This window comes from Chryseobacterium hagamense, from assembly GCF_007991455.1.
In the GTDB taxonomy this organism is placed as follows: domain Bacteria; phylum Bacteroidota; class Bacteroidia; order Flavobacteriales; family Weeksellaceae; genus Chryseobacterium; species Chryseobacterium hagamense.
This window is the reverse complement of record NZ_BJYJ01000025.1, coordinates 38,103-55,268: the sequence shown is the minus strand read 5'-3', so window position 1 is coordinate 55,268 and position 17,166 is coordinate 38,103. Positions and strand designations below refer to the sequence as shown.

Here is a 17,166-nt window from a genome sequence, read left to right as displayed (position 1 = left end):
TATCTGCGGGGATATCCAGAATATTGGCGGCGGTAAGTGAAGGATAGTTATGATAGGAAATTTCGGAAGAATAGTTTCCGCTGGCCACATTGCTGTTATACTGGTAATTGATAAGCTGGCCCTTGTCGTTATAGGACATTACGTCACTGGTTGTCAGCGCAACACCTCCTTCAATACGGGTTGTGCCTGTACCTGTCAATTTTACCAAGGCAGTCCTGTTTCCCTGTGTTCCTCCGACATCATACGTTTCAAACTGCGCAGCCGGGATTTCTGAAATCTGGGTGTGGTTGCTGTTGTAATTATATAACTTGAAATTTTTAACCGTACTGCTGCTTAAGGTACCGTTGGCAAATACTTCAGTCTTTTGTTCCAGTCCGTTATTAAAATAAGTGCTGTTGTAGAAAGTCTGTACCGTCTGACGATATACCGATGTGCCGTTCATTTCTTCCGAAGTTACGGTAGCGAATCCATAGGAGGTCCTTTCTCTCCGGTCGTATCTGGATTTATCGTATTTAAAACGAATGACCTGATCTTTACCGGCAGTAGATTGGGTATAGGTGTCCGAGTTTACATCAGGATTTAGAATTTTAACTTCACGCATTACCAGTTTTGCGTGCGGATCTTCATACGACGGCCTGGAAAATTCATAATCGATGGTAAAGGAACCTCTGCTCTTCAGTTCAGTAACTTTGGAAAGCTTATTGGTTCGTCCTATTCTGGAGTAATTTACCTGAAGTCCGCTTCCGGTATTAACTACCAGATCCGGGAACCCATCGCCATTGATGTCCCGCAAAGCTTTATTGACTTCAGATATGGTCAGGCCTAAGTTCGCATTAGCATCTATTCCTGCTCTTAAATACAAAATGGTGATACCAAATAATGTAATGGTTGGTATGTTAAGATAATAGCCGACATTCAATGAAAAAGCTCCATTGTAATTTCTGCTTTCATTGGCGTAATTTACGATGGCGCCCTGCTTTGATAAAGCTTCGGGAGCAGCAAACTTATTTCCCATATTATAGCTTACATTGGCATTGCCGTTATCTTCCACGCTTACGATATCGGCCAGCCCGTCACCATTTACATCCTGGAAAGTTTTTTTGGAGGTTCCTGTAGACGAAGAGGCCGTCAAGTTACCTGATATACCGAATCCCGAACTGAAGGTTGATGTCTGAGAGATTAATCCTGAAAGTCCTCCTCCGATACTAACCGAAGCAGCTCCCACGGGTTTGGAGTTATACGTATCCAGTCCTGTAAAATTTTCATAGGAAGTAAGTCCCGTCCCGTAATTGAGCCTGTATTTAAATTCATTTCCAATTTTATCAACGCGGTCTACCAGTCCATCTCCGTTAATGTCGGCCCAGAATTTCAGGCCTTTGTCGTAGGAATTCGGATAGTTCGAGAAACCTAAACCACCGGACCACGGGCTCGATTCATCACCTTTTGCATCAGCATTTTTATTGCTTATCATTCTCGCTACCGTTTTCACCGCTGTATTGGTAAAGGCAATGGTATTGGTCCTCTGGAAGCTGTCGGCGGAAGAGATCGGGGAATCCCCGTTGTTTTCGAGGTTGGGCTGCACTCCAAGAAGTCCGCCCAGTGAATTCGTAAGCTGTGCCTGCGTCCGGTAAAGCATATCCGGATAGCCATCGCCATTTACATCAAAAAAGTCCTGGGTATTGATGTTGCCATAGTCTCTGAGTTGAGAAGCAGAGGTTGAAATGACCGGAATTCCTATACCGAAGTTCGTTGTTTTCGACTTGCTTTTTTGTCTTTTTTCTATCGCATACATGGCCGTATTATCATTCCCCTGTACCTCGGTGTCCGGCTCGTCCGGATCATCGCTTACAAAGAATGGCGTCATACTTTCTTCATCACGGAAGCTCGATGCCATTGAATACTGTTCTGTAAACATTCCGTTGACCCATTTCTGTATAAACTTATTATCTTTTTTCAGATTATAAACAATAAGTGGAATTACCGGGCTCATGCCAGCCAATATGTTGGTATTGGCCATATTCTGGAAATCCGCCTGAAGGATATCGCCTACACAATTTGCATAATCATCTGCATTGGTAATCCCTGCGCACGAATTGAAATTATGATTGAAATTACCAAACGGGGAATCCAGAAACTCACTGTTAATAAGTGCCCCATATTGATCTTTCGGCGTATTTGGGTTTGGAACATAGTCCGGCCCATTGGATGGTGTAGGTCCTGTCGGGCCATCCTTTGGATCGTTGTAAGGTGGATCAAGAGGGTTATCTCCTTTTTTAATATCTCTCGCCTCATTATAAATAAACTGCCCCCAATTGTGATAAACCGCGCTGATGGCATTAAACTCTGATGTATTAACAGATGTTTCAGTAGTCGAACCCGCAAACTGGTTACTGCTTCCATAATATATATTGAAAGCTTTGCCCTGAAGCTGTGATCTCAACGATTCATAGGCGGCACGATCCTGTGGAGTGGCACAGAAAACAAGGATATTAATCTTGTCAGACAATTGGACGGGCTGCGAAGGATCTCCGTTATAAAACGCAATGGGACTCAGGCTTGGAATGGCCGCTCCGAATAGAGTGTATTCGAAAATTCCGGAGGGTTTAATCTCTACTTTTCTTTTTTCGACAACTAGTCCGTTTTTCTTAATGGCATACATGAAGCTGCCCGTTACGGAAGGAGTAAAAGAACCTGTTTTATTAATTGAAATGGCATAAAAATTTGTTCCCTGCGGTACATTGCTTAAATCGGCGACATGAAACTTACTTTTCATATCGGATACGAAATAGGAAGGATAAATGGCTATATCATGCGTTTCAACGGTGCCTGTACCGTTGTTAGTTACATGAATGTCTTTCCATTCCAGGTTTTTATTAACATACGAGTCCGTTTCTACAATAAATTTCAGTTGTGATTCTACCAGAGGGAATGCCGAAAAATTAAGATTCACAGGATCAATAGCTACAGGTCCGGTACTCTGGCCGTAGGTTTTGGAATACAATACCTGGATATCGGTTGCCGGATCTGCAATATCATTTTTAGACAAGGTAATTTTATACGTTACTTCATCATTTAAATGAGGGACCGTAAATCCCGGAATGTCTATTTGTCCACTCCCGTAACTTTGAAAAGCAAGGGTTTTGGTAAGATTGTTCAGGAAGAATTTTTCTTCGTATTTCAGGGCATTGGGCTGAAATCCGTCCTGCTCTTCTTCAGGGGTATCCGCAATTGCACTACCGTTATCATCCGTATAGGTTACCGTAGGACTTGTGTTGACTACATAATTAAGCCCTTTCTTTTTATGCAGCCTGAAATATACCTTTTCGCCGGATTTAACTAAAATCCTGTCAGACGTGTTTATTCCCAAAGGGATACCATTATAGTCGTTGTAATGCTCTATATTTACCGAAACAGGAGGGTTGGTACCTATCAGTTTCTTTAAATAGAGCCGTCCGTTCTTCGGAAGATCGGTAGGATTCAGTATTTCGATTGAGTATACAGCCACCGCTTCCTTTACAGGATCTGCCATGGAAATGACATCGGAAATTTTAATGTAACCGGTCTTCGGTGCGATCCATACTTTTACCACATCATTTTTTCCCCTTGCAGCTTCATCTTCAGCATCATCTTCCTCTTCAGGCTCGGTATAAGGTGCCGGTATATTTCCTTTGATCACCATATTTTCAGTCAGATCACTGGTCGTTACCATTTCCGGCTGACCATTTGTACTAATCCTGTTGAACCAAACTTTATCATCTTTTACCACATCAGGAAGTCCGTCTGAATTGGCATCAATGAGGTAGACCGGGGTATTGGTTCTGGTTCTTGACCATGATTTCGTAAAATCAAATCCCATTTTCCACCAGTTAAACAGTACGGTTGCCCCATTGGTCCATGTACTGCCGGTGGTATGGCTGAAATTACTTTTTAAATTGAGAACATTCTGCTGTGGAGAACTGAACTGCAAATTCCCATTCGGATCAAGATTTCCGGGAATCAGTTTTATACCGTTATCCCCATTTCTTTTACGGTACAGGATATCAGCAACACCGTCTCCGTTAAAGTCGATGAGTTCAATGGCCCTCTTACTATCCAGATAGGATTCTCCGAAAAATCCGGAAATCATAAAGTTTTTATCTCCGGAACGGTGTGGTTTGAACAGTGCGAATCCGCCGCCTGCCCTGACCGACCAACCCCATTCGAGGCTATTATCTGCACTGATTTTGGATGGACTTAGCACTGAATTTACTGCTCCTGAGAATGCATCAGGAGCCGGCGTATTCACCGTTTTATCCGGACCGAATATCGTACCACTGGTATCATCATGATAATCCAGCTGATAGGTAACTCCAGGAGCTGTAATTTTTGAAAGTAAAGTTTTGTAAAAGGGCCCGGTATAATATTCGAAGAAGTATTTTCTTATTCCATTATTACTTCCCGGTGATTTATAGGATACATCAATACTCGACAACCGTGCCGCTTCAACTCTTTTTACACCCTCTTTTGCATTAATGGATAAATCCGGCCTTTGCCCGTTATCGGAACTGAAAATAATTTCATACGGACCGTCATCATCATCTCTTCCCGTATAGGCAATCCTTTGAATGTGGAACTGCCTGCCGTTCGCCAGATTCAGGTTATCACCCGTAGCCGGTGCTGCTCCGGCTTGAAATACCTTATTGTCATAGTAATATTTTATATTGTTATTGTGAATATCAAGTTCTTTTGTAATTCCCCATTGTACAATGTTGCTCTGATCGGTTATTACAACAGCATTTGTATTAACGTTGCTTTCGTTACCTCCGTAGTATTTTTTTTGTGCCGTCTGTACCGGTTACTACCCAGGTATAAGTTTTCGGGTCTGTTCCGTATCTTTCTATTCTTACAAAACCATTATTTTTTCTCAGATAAAAATTCTTTTTGCCGGATGTATTCCTGGCCTGGCGCGCCACATCCATTGCTCCATTTCCATTGGTATGTCTATGTGGCAGATAATCCCCTTCGTACATCAGCATTTCCCCATCCAGCAAATAAATTTCGGATTCGTAGGAAGGGTCAAACGGAGGGGTTCCCCATCGGGTGTCCAGGGTGATCTCCGAAACACCGGAAACATTCCATCCTTCTCCCATCCATCCGTTTCCTGAAGCACTATTGTAAGCAACCGAAATCTTTGGAGCCATCCCTTGTACCCCGGCAGGAATTTCAATAGGATATGATGTGGAAGCAGAACCGGAAGAATTAGCGGCAGGAGGCGCCATAAACTGTAATCCTGCAGCTGGATCAGCTGTTTTTAACCCGCTTATGGCGGTGGGTACAAGCGCATTGATCTGAGGTGATTCCGGGACTGAGATAATTCCACTTATATAATCTCCGTTGCCATCCGCTTCAGCACTTACTGTTTTTGTCCTGGTATCTACGACGGCTGACGCTTCGGCAATCCACTGTTTTTTCTCATAATCGAACCTGAAAATTTTAATATCGGTTGCGTGTAGCTGTCCTAAACGCTTTTCGTCGTAAGGAATTGTTATTTTTACTTTTTTACTGAGCTTTCCCGAAATTAATGAAAGCCGGTAGCCTGTATTTTCCAAAGTTACATTTTTCAGTCCCTGGGAAGTATGGGGAAAATCCTTGCTTCTAAGTTTCAGCAATTCAATATAAGCTGCAGCAGAAGAACCTTTTGGAATGGCGACGTTGGCCTTTTCATAATCAATACTTAATTCCTGATCGTTTGTAATAAGAATGCATTTTGTATTAAAATAATGACTTTCAATTGTCTTGTAAGATCTGGTATCCTGCGGCAATTTATAAGTGGTCTTATTTCCATTTTCGGTAATTGAAAATAAACCTTTTGATTTTTCATCGGCAGTAAGGGTAAGCATCTTTTCAAATTCTCCTTTCTGCAAAGGTATTTCCTCATTATCAATCTGCAGGCTCATCGAACGGGGATAACTTCCTTTTACATATAATTTATCCCCGGATAACAATGAGTATATAGGTAAAACCGGATTTTTCTCTTTCTCAAAAACAATCTTCAGGTTTTTTACCTTATATTTTATACCCTGCCCCGGCACAGTAAAGAGAATGGTATTGGTTTTTCCGTAAAGAACATTACTTATATGCTCTTTCTGGTGGGTCCACTGGGAATTGGGAACAATAATTTCACCACCGATCGCAATATTATGATTTACCGATCTCGAAACAGACTGGTGTGAAGCCAGCCCGAACAGGTCATACTCCAGATAAGCAGTCCGATCGCCCTCTTCTTTCTGAGACACATCCACAGTGAAAAAATTATCGGACAGGCGGTCTTCTTCTTTATCAGACAATACGCCGATACTACCTTCCTTTTCCTTTGCCGGATAAGATACAGCATTTGAAGCTGCTATGCCATTATTTTCTTTCAAAAACTCAGGTTCATAATTATAATCCTCATTAGAGATCATCCCTTTTTGTTGGGATATTACTGCTTTAACTGTTATACTATGATTTTTTAAATGGGGTTTAGCAACCAATACTTCATCAGTATTATCCGCAAGGGAATGATGGATGTATTTTTCCACCATCTTTAATTTGAATGATCTTACTTTCTGGCGGTCTTCTTTTGAAAAGCTTGCCAATATGAACATACTGGCGAATAAGCATAAAAGAATAGCCGGCCTTTTACGAAAAGACTTTTGATGATTGTACTTTTTCATGGTTGTGGATTAATCGACGATTAGTTTGAAAGTTTTTATAATTTTCCCATTACGTGTGAGACTAATAAGATAAGAACTCTGTATTGACAGATGGGTTGTAAAAGATTTAGCCGTATAGCTTATTTTCTCTAATTTCAACAGTCTTCCGCCACCATCATATATGGAAATGGCCAGATCTTCCATCAAAGGGAAAGTAATGGTAAAGTTCTGCTCCTTTTTTACCGGATTGGGATATAAAAGAATCTTATCGGAATCTATTGAAATATCTTCCAAACCATATTGTGATGCTGATCCTACGGTTGAATTGTTTTGTGATTCTGCATTTTTAACCGGACTTACAGCAAAAGTAAAATGGGTTGCCTCACCCGAATCAAACGCATCCATAAATTCTACCTTATCAAAGGTCACATCGTGCTCACTCTCTCTTCCCTGAATCTTTTTAAATTCACCATTGTCCTTTTTTAAAAGCATCCAGTAGGATAATGGATGCGACCCCGGATTAACAGTTTCTTTTTTTATTCTTACGCTGTAATTTGTCTTCGGTATATTCTTCCCTAAAAAGTTAATTTCCCAGTTGCGCTCCAGCACATCCATGTCCTTTTCCCTTTTTAATGTCATTTCCTTATTGTCATCAGACCACATGACAAAATGATTATTTTCAATTATGGCAGGGTTTTCTGAGTTGGTTCTTAAAATGGTATTAAATCCGATCGTTAAAAAAAGATCGGCCTGATTGCAGGATTGTTTCTGGTCCAGTTCATTTCCATCATCCCTACCTAATCCTGTAGGTCTGTACCGGTACTCTTTATGCTTTTCAGGATCCCATAATTCGGTTCCTTCGCTTGAATGGTAAATGCCTTTTTCCAGAGAGATTCCATACTTTATGGAAAGGTAAGAATGGATTTTATTAAGATCTTTTGCCGTTACTTTTTTAGGATAAAAGATTAACTCGTAGAGATTTTGATCTTCAAACCGGATTTTAAGGCTGTCTTGATTTTGATTCTGTGTATCAGCAAACTTTGTATAAGAAAATAGGCTGGGTCTTTTCCTCAAATCAGTTGCTTTATTTCCCTTGCTGTACTTATAATTGTTTAAAGAAATATTTTTATCCTCTTCTTTCTATATCAGGCCATCTTCTTTAGATGAATGCACTAAGGTTAACGTATGGCTTTTATGCTGGCTGTATCTGATATATTTTTTTAAGACCTTATCTTTTATGCTGCAGTGGAAATTAAGCAGATTTTCGTCCGGACCTTTTGCCGCTTTTCTTGTGTCAGAATCTATTTTTTCCCATAGTTCAGGAGGTGACATTTTAAGTTGGGAAAAAACCGTAAATGAGAAAAAGAAATTGCCCAGCAAGACAATTCTTTTCAGAAAGTGTTTATTCATGGTATTATTTTTTTCATTTGGTGCAGGTTAAAACAATAAGAATGATTAAAAAAGAAATTTTTGTCTGAATCTCTTCCTACCCCAATATTACATAAATAATTTGAAAATAAGTACAGCTATATATTAATTTTAACATTAATGTAACGTAAATCAAAAGAAAAAGCCGGATTGCCAGGTTGGGATAAGCATGCTGAAGGTTTCTCTTTTCAGAAATACAATTAAAGGAATTGATAAGTCAATCAAACCGCTATTCGTTCTTTCAAAAGTTATTCTGTTTAAGTCCTGATTCAATTCGCATAATTTTTATTTTTTACCAAACAGACTATTGAATATAAGCTGATTACGTCCGGATTCACGTTAATTTTCGTTTCTTCGGCACTATATAATTATTCCTTTTTAAGAAAAAAATACTGATAATTAATAGCCAAGATTTAAAATCAACAGTAAAAACTTCCGGCCTCTACCTTCCCTCTTCCAGCCTCTCAAACGGATCACTCCTTCAAATTCCCGCTAAATAATTATCTTTGTTTAAAAATATGCAATTTACGATTCATCATATGGAGGACTGGCAGTCGGTTGCGGAAACGGTCATTTCAGAATTACAGCACAATATTTTACTGCTGAAGGGAAACCTCGGTGCAGGAAAAACCACTTTTACCCAGTTCCTGCTTAAAAATCTCGGGAGCACCGACGAAGTGAATTCCCCGACCTACTCCATCGTCAACGAATACAGTACCCCGAAAGGAAAGGTATACCACTTCGATCTCTACCGCCTGAAAAACATTGAAGAAGCCTACGACATCGGTATTGAAGAATACCTGGACAACGCTTTTCTCTGCATCATCGAGTGGCCGGAAGTGTATGAAGAAGACCTGTATGGACTTAAGTATCACGAAATGAGTATCATCAATACGGATAAAAACAGAGAAATCACATTCGGGTAAATCGTTTAAATATTATGTATCTTTGCTGCTGAATTTGAATGTAAAATAACGATCTGTAAGAACCTAATTATTTTAAAGGATGAGTACTACAAACATTTTTACTCCTTTTACCGAAGAGGAACTGATGCCGAAAGAAGAAAAGCTGGAGGTCATTAAAAAAGGAAAACAATTCAGCATAGGAATTCCCAAAGAGACTTCGCTGAATGAAAGGAGAACCTGTATAACCCCCGATGCCGTGCAGGTTTTAGTAGAAAGTGGTCATGAACTCATCATTGAGGCAGGAGCCGGGGAAGGTTCGTTTTTTACAGATTTACAATATTCGGAATCAGGTGCCAGGATTACCAATGATCCGAAAGAAGCCTTTTCCCAGGACCTGATCCTCAAAATCAATCCGCCAACCGAAGACGAAATCGATTATATGCGCCCGAATACCTATCTGGTTTCGGCTCTGCAGATTAACCTGCGGGATAAAGCATACTTCCTGAAGCTGGCGGAAAAAAAGGTGAATGCCATTGCCTTTGAATTTATTGTGGATGAATACCGGCAGCTGGCCCTGGTAAGGCTGGTCGGGGAAATCGCAGGAACGGTCTCCGTGCTGTACGCTTCCGAGCTGCTGGCCCTGTCCAACGGACTGATGCTGGGTGGAATCACCGGGGTAAGACCTGCGGAGGTGGTGATTATCGGAGCCGGGATTGTAGGTGAATTTGCCACTAAAGCAGCCATCGGTTTAGGAGCCAGCGTAAGGGTGTTCGACAATTCCCTTTCCAAGCTGAGAAGGCTTCACACACTGGTCGACAGCAGGGTCCCCACCTCAATTATCGATCCTAAAGAACTTAAAAAAGCCCTGAGAAGAGCCGATGTGGTCATCGGAGCCCTTCCAAGACTGAATATGACGCCGATCGTAACGGAAGACATGGTGATGAAAATGAAGAAAGGCAGCGTCATCATCGATATTACCATTGATAACGGTAAGGTAATCGAAACTTCGGAACTTACCACCATGGAAGATCCGTACATTATCAAGCACGGTGTGATCCACTGCGGGCTTCCGAACCTGACTTCAAGGATGCCGCGGACTACCACCAAAGCCATTTCCAACTTCTTCCTTTCCTACATCTTAAACTACGATGAAGAAGGCGGCTTCGAAAATATGCTGGTACGCAAAAATGAGATGAAACAAAGCCTGTATATGTACAAAGGCCGGCACACGAAAAAAATCATCTGCGACCGTTTCGGGCTTACCTATCACGACATCAATCTTTTAATTTTCTAATGAAGAAACTCAAGTTTTATACGATCGGCCTTGTTCCGGGGCTGGTGATCGTATTTTTTATACTGAACAAAAAAGGCGCAAGCTGCAGCGGATACCTTCCGAACAGCCGGGTTATTGCAGAAACGCTGTCGAAAGATTTTAAATATTCCGATGCTTTTAAAGCAGAAATGACCGCCCGGAAAATCGATGAAAAATTTTTAAGGGACAGCATCATTACCAAAGGAAAGATCGATTTCGATAAAAGCCATGCGCAGAAAAAACCCTGTCCGGATTATTTCCTGACCTACCCTGAGGACAAACCTGAATACGAAATCACGTTTGAAAAATGTGAGGAGCAGGCCACGATGAGTTCTTTAAGGAAGCTGAAATAACCAATTAACTGGGAAAATACTTTGTCTTAAACCTCTGATGTTTATAACTGATAAGGCATCGTTTACATAAAACCGCTTAAACGAAAAAAGGCTAAATAACGGATTCTGAAAAATGGACGGCAATTACTACATGATTTATGATTACCTGATTTTTTTCGGGGTATTTGCCATTTTCCTGTTCCTGGCGCTCAGCATCTGGTTATTTATTGAAAACCGGAAAATCCGGCGCAGGAATACCAAGCTTTCGGGAATCAATAAGATGATCCAGCAGCGTTTGGATGAAGTGCAGCTGGAACAGATCGGCACCAAGCTGAATCCGCATTTATTCAAGAACATCCTGAATTCAGTCCAGTCGCATGCCTATCACACCTACCGGTCGCTGGATAAGCTTGCCAATGTACTCGATTACATCCTTTATGAAAGCAACCGCAAATTCGTAAGCCCGAAAGAAGAACTGGATTTCGCGTTGAGCCTGATCGAGATCAACAAAATCAAAATCAACCCGCTTTTCGACTTCAGGATCAAATCCAGAATCAATACTTCCGATGAAGTGTATGAAGAGCGTATTTTTGCCCCTCTCCTTTCGGTAGACCTGATCGAAAATGCATTCAAACACACGGACTTTCTGGCACAGGATTCTTTTATCTCCATTCACCTCGGGCTTGAAAACCGTATCTTTACCATGAAGGTGAGCAACAAAGCCTCCCTGAAAAATGTCCTGGAAAAAGAAAAGAGCGGTTTCGGAAGCCAGTCGCTGAGCCAGCGGCTGAAAATGATCTATGGTGATTTTTATACCCTTACCAAAACTTCAAAAAACGGGATGTTCACAGCGGAACTGATAATTAATTTAGGAGTATTCTATGATAAAATGCGTTATTCTTGATGATGAATTGCTGGCCATCAGCTATTTGAAGTTGTTGTGCGAACAGATTGAAGAAGTGGAAGTGGTCAAAGCATTCAACGATCCTGAAATTTTCTTAAGTGAGATTGATCGCATCAACTGCAACGTCTGTATCCTGGATATCGAAATGCCCGGAATGAACGGGCTTCAGGTAGCCGAACGGATTTCCGGTTCGAAAAAAATCATCTTTACCACCGCTTATAAAGAATATGCTGCGGAAGCATTCGACCTGAATGTTGTGGATTATGTACGCAAACCCATTAAAATCGAAAGGCTGACCCAGGCTTTTGAAAAGGCGGCGGACCTGATTCAGAAAACCTATCAAAAAGACTTTATTGAATGGAATACCAACATCGGTAAAACGGTAATTTTCACCGGCCAGATCGCTTACATCAGAACTTCTGAAATTGACAGCCGAGATAAGGACCTCCTTCTGAAAGACGGTATTTCCATTGTTCTGAAAAACCTGAATTTTAAAAACCTTCTCGATATGCTCCCTGCCAAAGACTTTGCCCAGGTAAATAAAAAAGAGATCATCGCCCGGTCTTCCGTTAAAGCATTTTCGACCAATGAAATCATTACCACTATTGCGTTGGAAAACGATCATTTTATGAAACTTCAGATCGGTGAAGCCTACAGGACTTCATTAATGGAAATGTTCGGAAAATAGATTCTTAAGATTGACGGGTGCCTTTAAAGCATAATCAGGTCATAGACTGGAAGCCGGATGCCGGCAGTTCCACCCAACATTACAATCAAGATATTGGTAAGTTCAGTATAGTGTATTTCACTTTATTCACAGACTTTCAGATTGATTACAAAAGCCGGTACAATGGTGGTTTACTGAAGACCTGGCCTGCAGATCACGGGCCCTGTGCAAACTTAAAATCTCTTTCGCCGGACTTTTATTACATTATTCGGAGCGTTTGTTACATTTAAAAAAAATTCATGCTCATCAACCGCATATTCTTAAGAAATTTACCCACATAAAATTGAAACGAACTATGAATCTCGGGAAATACAAGAACATTATTTTCTATTTCAGTACCATCGCTTTTTTTTCATGCCTGATGTACTGGTTCTTTGCAGAGGGAAAAACGCTGGAGATCGGGGAAAATCCTGTTCCGGCCAGATCTGCGGGCGGCACGATGTGGCAGAATTTTGCCGATTCATTTCTTGTCAACCTTCATCATCCGCTGGCTCTGTTGCTGGCCCAGATCGTTACCATTATTATGGTGGCGAAACTTTTCGGATGGATCTGCGTAAAGCTGAAACAGCCTTCCGTAATCGGTGAGATGATTGCCGGGATCGTTTTGGGGCCTTCGCTCTTCGGAATGTATTTCCCGGAAATCTCTGCACTTATCTTTCCTAAGGAATCATTGCCCAACCTGCAGTTCCTGAGCCAGATCGGGCTGATCCTTTTTATGTACATCGTCGGAATGGAGCTGGACCTGAGCGTCCTGAGAAAAAAAGCACATGATGCAGTGGTGATCAGCCATGCCAGTATTATTTTTCCTTTTGCCCTTGGCGTCGGGCTTTCGTATTTTATTTACAAGGAGTTTGCGCCGGAAGGCATCCGGTTCAGCTCGTTTGCCCTTTTTATTGCCATTGCCATGAGCATCACGGCCTTTCCGGTACTGGCCAGAATTGTCCAGGAAAGAAACCTTCACAAAACAAAAATCGGAACGGTGGTCATTACCTGTGCGGCGGCAGATGATATTACTGCCTGGTGTATCCTGGCAGCCGTTATTGCGATTGTAAAGGCCGGATCTTTCTCCGGATCGGTATTCGTTATTCTGATGGCTGTTCTTTATGTTTTCATCATGATTAAAGCGGTACGTCCGTTTCTCGCCCGGATTGCCGAAGCCCAGAAAGGAAAGGGCTTCATCAGCAAAGCCATGGTGGCGGTATTTTTCCTGATCCTGATTATTTCGGCATACGCTACTGAGGTAATCGGTATACATGCGCTTTTCGGAGCGTTTATGGCCGGAGCGATTATGCCGGAGAATGTGAAATTCAGGAGCCTGTTCGTGGAAAAGGTGGAAGATGTGGCTCTGGTTCTCCTGCTTCCGCTTTTCTTTGTCTTTACAGGACTCCGGACCCAGATCGGGCTGCTGAATGATCCGCATCTCTGGAAAATCGGGGGATTCATTATCCTCACCGCGGTAGTCGGGAAATTTGTTGGCAGTGCGCTGACGGCAAAATTCCTGAAACTGAGCTGGAAAGACAGCCTTACCATCGGGGCGCTGATGAACACCCGCGGCCTGACCGAACTTATCGTACTGAATATCGGTTATGACCTAGGCGTTCTGGGACCGGAACTTTTTGCGATGCTTGTGATTATGGCCTTGTTCACCACTTTTATGACCGGGCCCTCCCTTGATCTCATCAATTATCTCTTCAAAGGAAAAAAGTCTTCTCTGGATGAAGAGGATGAGGATTATGAAGACGGTGCCAGATACAGGATCCTCCTTTCTTTTGAAACGCCGGGATCCGGAAGCACCCTGCTGAAGCTGGCCGATAATTTCACCCGTAAGATGAATGGCAACAAAAGCGTCACCGCCATGAATATTGCCCCGGTGGATGACCTTCATGCCTTTGATATCAATCATTTTGAAAAGGAACAGTTTAAACAGGTCATCGAAACCTCAGACGAGCTGGACCTTGAAGTCACTACCCTCTTCAAAGCCTCCACCGACGTCGAAAACGACCTGACCCATATTACCAACCGGGGAAATTACGATCTTCTCCTGATCATGCTTGGGAAATCGATGTATGAAGGCAGCCTCCTGGGACGGCTGCTCGGTTTCACCACCAAGATCATCAACCCCGAAAAACTGCTGAACACCGTAAAAGGCAAAGGCAATATCTTCAACAATTCTCCTTTTGACGATTTTACGCTGCAGATTTTAGATAAAACCAATATTCCCGTAGGCATCCTGGTGGAAAAGAATTTCACCTCCGCCGACCGTGTTTTTATTCCGATCTTCAATTTAAGCGATTTTTACCTGCTGGAATATGCCAAACGGCTGATCAACAACAACAATTCGCAGATTATCATCCTGGACGTCGCCGGGCAGATCCGCAGCAATATCGAAGTAAAAGAACTTATCCGCAGCATCGAACAGGTAGCCCCGAACCACATCACCCTTTATAACGAGAAACAGATCGAGAAAGAATTTCTGGATGCCCAGGATCTCATGCTGATCAGCAGCAAAAGCTGGAAAAACCTGATCGACACCAAGAGTTTATGGCTGTCGGATATTCCTTCGACGTTGATTATCTCTAATCCTTAGAATGTGAATGGTGAAAAGTCAATTCGCTTTGCTGGAAATTCGCTGCGCTGTGAATGGTTAAATTTTAAATTGCTCAAAAAATTCACCTGCGAAGCAAAATTTACCATTCACCATTCGCTTTTTTAATTTTCAATTAAAAAAAAATATCTATCTTCGCCTTGTGATTACAAACAACGGAACATATTATTACGGAATTTTTACCTCAGCTCTGGGATAAGGATTTTGTATATCAATACCATCAGCCTCGTCTCCGGACGGGGCTTTTTATTTAAGATTTAAACGATGAAGATAAGTATTATAGGGGTCGGACTGATCGGCGGATCGATGGCTTTAAAATTAAGGACTAAAGGAATAGCGGATTTTATTTACGGAATAGATCAGAGTGAAAAGCATCTAACCGAAGCGCTGGATTTAAATATCATCGACGAAAAGGCTGATCTGGAATCAGGAATTAAAAGCTCGGACCTTATTATCCTGGCCGTTCCGGTAGATGCGGCTAAAAAACTATTGCCCAAAGTGCTGGATCTGGTCTCGGAACACCAGACCGTGATGGATGCCGGTTCTACAAAATCAGGAATTGTAAATGCCGTGAAAGATCATCCTAACCGGGCCAGGTTTGTTGCCTTCCACCCGATGTGGGGAACCGAAGACAACGGTCCGAAATCGGCTGTTTCAGAGAGTTTCTCAGGAAAGGCCGGCGTGATCTGCAACAGGGAAGAATCTGCACCGGATGCTCTCCGTTTGGTAGAACGGATTGCAGAAAGCCTGGATATGCACCTGATCTATATGAACGCAGAAAGCCATGATGTACATACCGCCTATATCTCCCATATCTCCCATATTACCTCCTATGCATTAGCCAACACCGTGCTGGAAAAGGAACGGGAAGAAGAAACCATCTTCCAGCTGGCCAGTTCGGGATTTTCCAGCACCGTCCGTCTTGCAAAATCACATCCGGAGATGTGGGTACCGATCTTCCGGCAGAACAAAGAAAACGTACTGGATGTCCTGAATGAGCATATTTCCCAGCTGAGAAAATTTAAATCTGCATTGGAAAAGGAAAATTTCGAGTATCTGGGTGAACTAATTGCCAATGCGAATAAAATCCGGGGAATTCTGGATAAGTAGTTTATTGATCCGGAATTTATTTTTTTACTTTATCCTGCCCTACCGGCAGGTTTTCTGAGCGAACAACCATACAGATTCATAAAAAATCTCTCCTGACCAGAGCCGTGAGAGATTTCTATTATGGTAAGTATTTTAACGTGAATTCGAGGTACAAACCGTAAATAAAGGCTGGAAGATGGAAGCTGGATGCCGGAAGTTTCTCTTGTCAGGCATAGGATCAAAGGTCCTGATCATCAAACTGAATAGGTTATCGCTTTATCAGAGGAGTTCTTATTCAATCCTGAATAACCGGCCTTTTTTTTCAATCATGGACGGATTTCTCTTGTTTTTAAAGTCCTGAAAGGAGGGCTTGGTACAGAATAGGATAAAATACTATCAGAAGCATAAACCGTGTATTTGTTCCGGCAAAATGAGTATTATTTAAAATCCCGACTAAATCACTCTCATTTTTATTTTTGAATTAAATAATCGGCTGAATATGATGTGGATACAGTCGAATTCACGTTATTCTAAAATTTCATCAGCATTCCTATGCCATTGCCATCATTAAGTACATAATAGCCAGGTGAAAATTTCCGGGCATCCGCATTCTGATATTCTTTCACTGCATTCCGCATCTGGGCGCCACCGGCAATTTTCATGACGCCCCCTCCTGCCATGGCGATGATTCCGCAGATAAGAGGCGTTGAGGAACTTTTTTTTGCCGGGCCTGAGGACAGGGTAGATTTCTCCGCTTTTGAAACATTGGAAAGCCCTACGATCAGAAAGGCAGCCCCACCGCCGATAATCAGTCCGCTCCCGATATTACTAACGGTTCTCCCTGATTTATAACTGCTGTTATTCTGTCTGAGATAGCCTCTGATTTCTGATACGGAAGTCAGCTTTTCCTCTTTCCTTTCAGTGCTCAAAACAGGGGGTGCTAAGGTGTTTTCAGCAGATCCCGTATTTCCAGGGTTTGTATTTTCCATGAAATTCTTTACGGAATTATCATACAAAAACTCTTCAATTCCGGTTTTTGCATTTTTATAGGTAACCTTCCCTTGTTCATATTTCAGGTCCCTTTATTCAATGGTTGTATTGTTTTTGGTAACGATTGTTCCTCTGGACGAATTTGCAGGAATAGCAATTTGCGAATAAGCAGCCAACGAAGCTACGGTAAGTAAAAGCGT

The 17,166-nt window shown here is 42.0% G+C and carries 11 protein-coding genes; 7 read left to right on the top strand and 4 right to left on the bottom strand.

The window, feature by feature from the left end; translation table 11 throughout:
• From CHA01nite_RS16685 to CHA01nite_RS16675, 3 genes are all read right to left on the bottom strand, one after another.
• On the bottom strand, positions 1-4,471 hold a 4,471-nt coding region (locus CHA01nite_RS16685; protein ID WP_146943436.1), incomplete at its 3' end, for a toxin TcdB middle/N-terminal domain-containing protein.
• 325 nt (positions 4,472-4,796) lie between these two features.
• On the bottom strand, positions 4,797-6,626 hold the full coding sequence (locus CHA01nite_RS16680) for a SpvB/TcaC N-terminal domain-containing protein (RefSeq protein ID WP_170234757.1): 1,830 nt from the start codon (positions 6,624-6,626) through the stop codon (positions 4,797-4,799).
• 78 nt (positions 6,627-6,704) lie between these two features.
• Positions 6,705-7,748 (bottom strand): T9SS type A sorting domain-containing protein, encoded by a 1,044-nt coding sequence (locus CHA01nite_RS16675; protein ID WP_146943432.1) that lies wholly within the window; start codon positions 7,746-7,748, stop codon positions 6,705-6,707.
• A gap of 872 nt (positions 7,749-8,620) precedes the next feature.
• Between CHA01nite_RS16675 and tsaE the strand changes: the two genes are divergently transcribed.
• The 7 genes from tsaE (at position 8,621) to CHA01nite_RS16640 (ending at position 15,997) form a co-directional block, all read left to right on the top strand.
• Complete coding sequence (gene tsaE, locus CHA01nite_RS16670; protein WP_146943430.1) at positions 8,621-9,028, top strand: tRNA (adenosine(37)-N6)-threonylcarbamoyltransferase complex ATPase subunit type 1 TsaE; 408 nt, start codon at positions 8,621-8,623, stop codon at positions 9,026-9,028.
• A gap of 79 nt (positions 9,029-9,107) precedes the next feature.
• Entirely contained in the window at positions 9,108-10,301 is a 1,194-nt protein-coding gene (locus CHA01nite_RS16665) for an alanine dehydrogenase (RefSeq protein ID WP_146943428.1), read from the top strand.
• Positions 10,301-10,672: a hypothetical protein gene (locus tag CHA01nite_RS16660; RefSeq protein ID WP_146943426.1), complete on the top strand. Its 372-nt coding sequence runs from the start codon at positions 10,301-10,303 to the stop codon at positions 10,670-10,672. Before CHA01nite_RS16665 ends, CHA01nite_RS16660 begins: the two co-directional genes overlap by 1 nt.
• 112 nt (positions 10,673-10,784) lie before the next feature.
• Positions 10,785-11,555, top strand: a complete 771-nt coding sequence (locus CHA01nite_RS16655; protein WP_146943424.1) for a histidine kinase — start codon at positions 10,785-10,787, stop codon at positions 11,553-11,555.
• Positions 11,533-12,243: a LytR/AlgR family response regulator transcription factor gene (locus tag CHA01nite_RS16650; protein WP_146943423.1), complete on the top strand. Its 711-nt coding sequence runs from the start codon at positions 11,533-11,535 to the stop codon at positions 12,241-12,243. The genes CHA01nite_RS16655 and CHA01nite_RS16650 overlap by 23 nt, the downstream gene beginning before the upstream one ends.
• A 334-nt stretch (positions 12,244-12,577) precedes the next feature.
• Positions 12,578-14,869: a cation:proton antiporter gene (locus CHA01nite_RS16645; RefSeq protein ID WP_146943421.1), complete on the top strand. Its 2,292-nt coding sequence runs from the start codon at positions 12,578-12,580 to the stop codon at positions 14,867-14,869.
• A 282-nt stretch (positions 14,870-15,151) separates the two neighbouring features.
• Positions 15,152-15,997 (top strand): prephenate dehydrogenase, encoded by an 846-nt coding sequence (locus CHA01nite_RS16640; RefSeq protein ID WP_146943419.1) that lies wholly within the window; start codon positions 15,152-15,154, stop codon positions 15,995-15,997.
• 509 nt (positions 15,998-16,506) lie between these two features.
• Here CHA01nite_RS16640 and CHA01nite_RS16635 read toward each other — a convergent pair.
• Positions 16,507-16,965, bottom strand: coding sequence for a hypothetical protein (locus CHA01nite_RS16635; protein WP_146943417.1), 459 nt, complete (start codon positions 16,963-16,965; stop codon positions 16,507-16,509).
• Between the last annotated feature and the right edge of the window lie 201 nt (positions 16,966-17,166).

Coding starts and splice junctions, on each gene's coding strand:
- CHA01nite_RS16650 (WP_146943423.1), top strand. CDS start 11,533: ATGATAAAATGCGTTATTCTTGATGATGAATTGCTGGCCATCAGCTAT.
- CHA01nite_RS16660 (WP_146943426.1), top strand. CDS start 10,301: ATGAAGAAACTCAAGTTTTATACGATCGGCCTTGTTCCGGGGCTGGTG.
- CHA01nite_RS16640 (WP_146943419.1), top strand. CDS start 15,152: ATGAAGATAAGTATTATAGGGGTCGGACTGATCGGCGGATCGATGGCT.
- tsaE (WP_146943430.1), top strand. CDS start 8,621: ATGCAATTTACGATTCATCATATGGAGGACTGGCAGTCGGTTGCGGAA.
- CHA01nite_RS16665 (WP_146943428.1), top strand. CDS start 9,108: ATGAGTACTACAAACATTTTTACTCCTTTTACCGAAGAGGAACTGATG.
- CHA01nite_RS16635 (WP_146943417.1), bottom strand. CDS start 16,965: ATGGAAAATACAAACCCTGGAAATACGGGATCTGCTGAAAACACCTTA.
- CHA01nite_RS16655 (WP_146943424.1), top strand. CDS start 10,785: ATGGACGGCAATTACTACATGATTTATGATTACCTGATTTTTTTCGGG.
- CHA01nite_RS16645 (WP_146943421.1), top strand. CDS start 12,578: ATGAATCTCGGGAAATACAAGAACATTATTTTCTATTTCAGTACCATC.
- CHA01nite_RS16680 (WP_170234757.1), bottom strand. CDS start 6,626: ATGTTCATATTGGCAAGCTTTTCAAAAGAAGACCGCCAGAAAGTAAGA.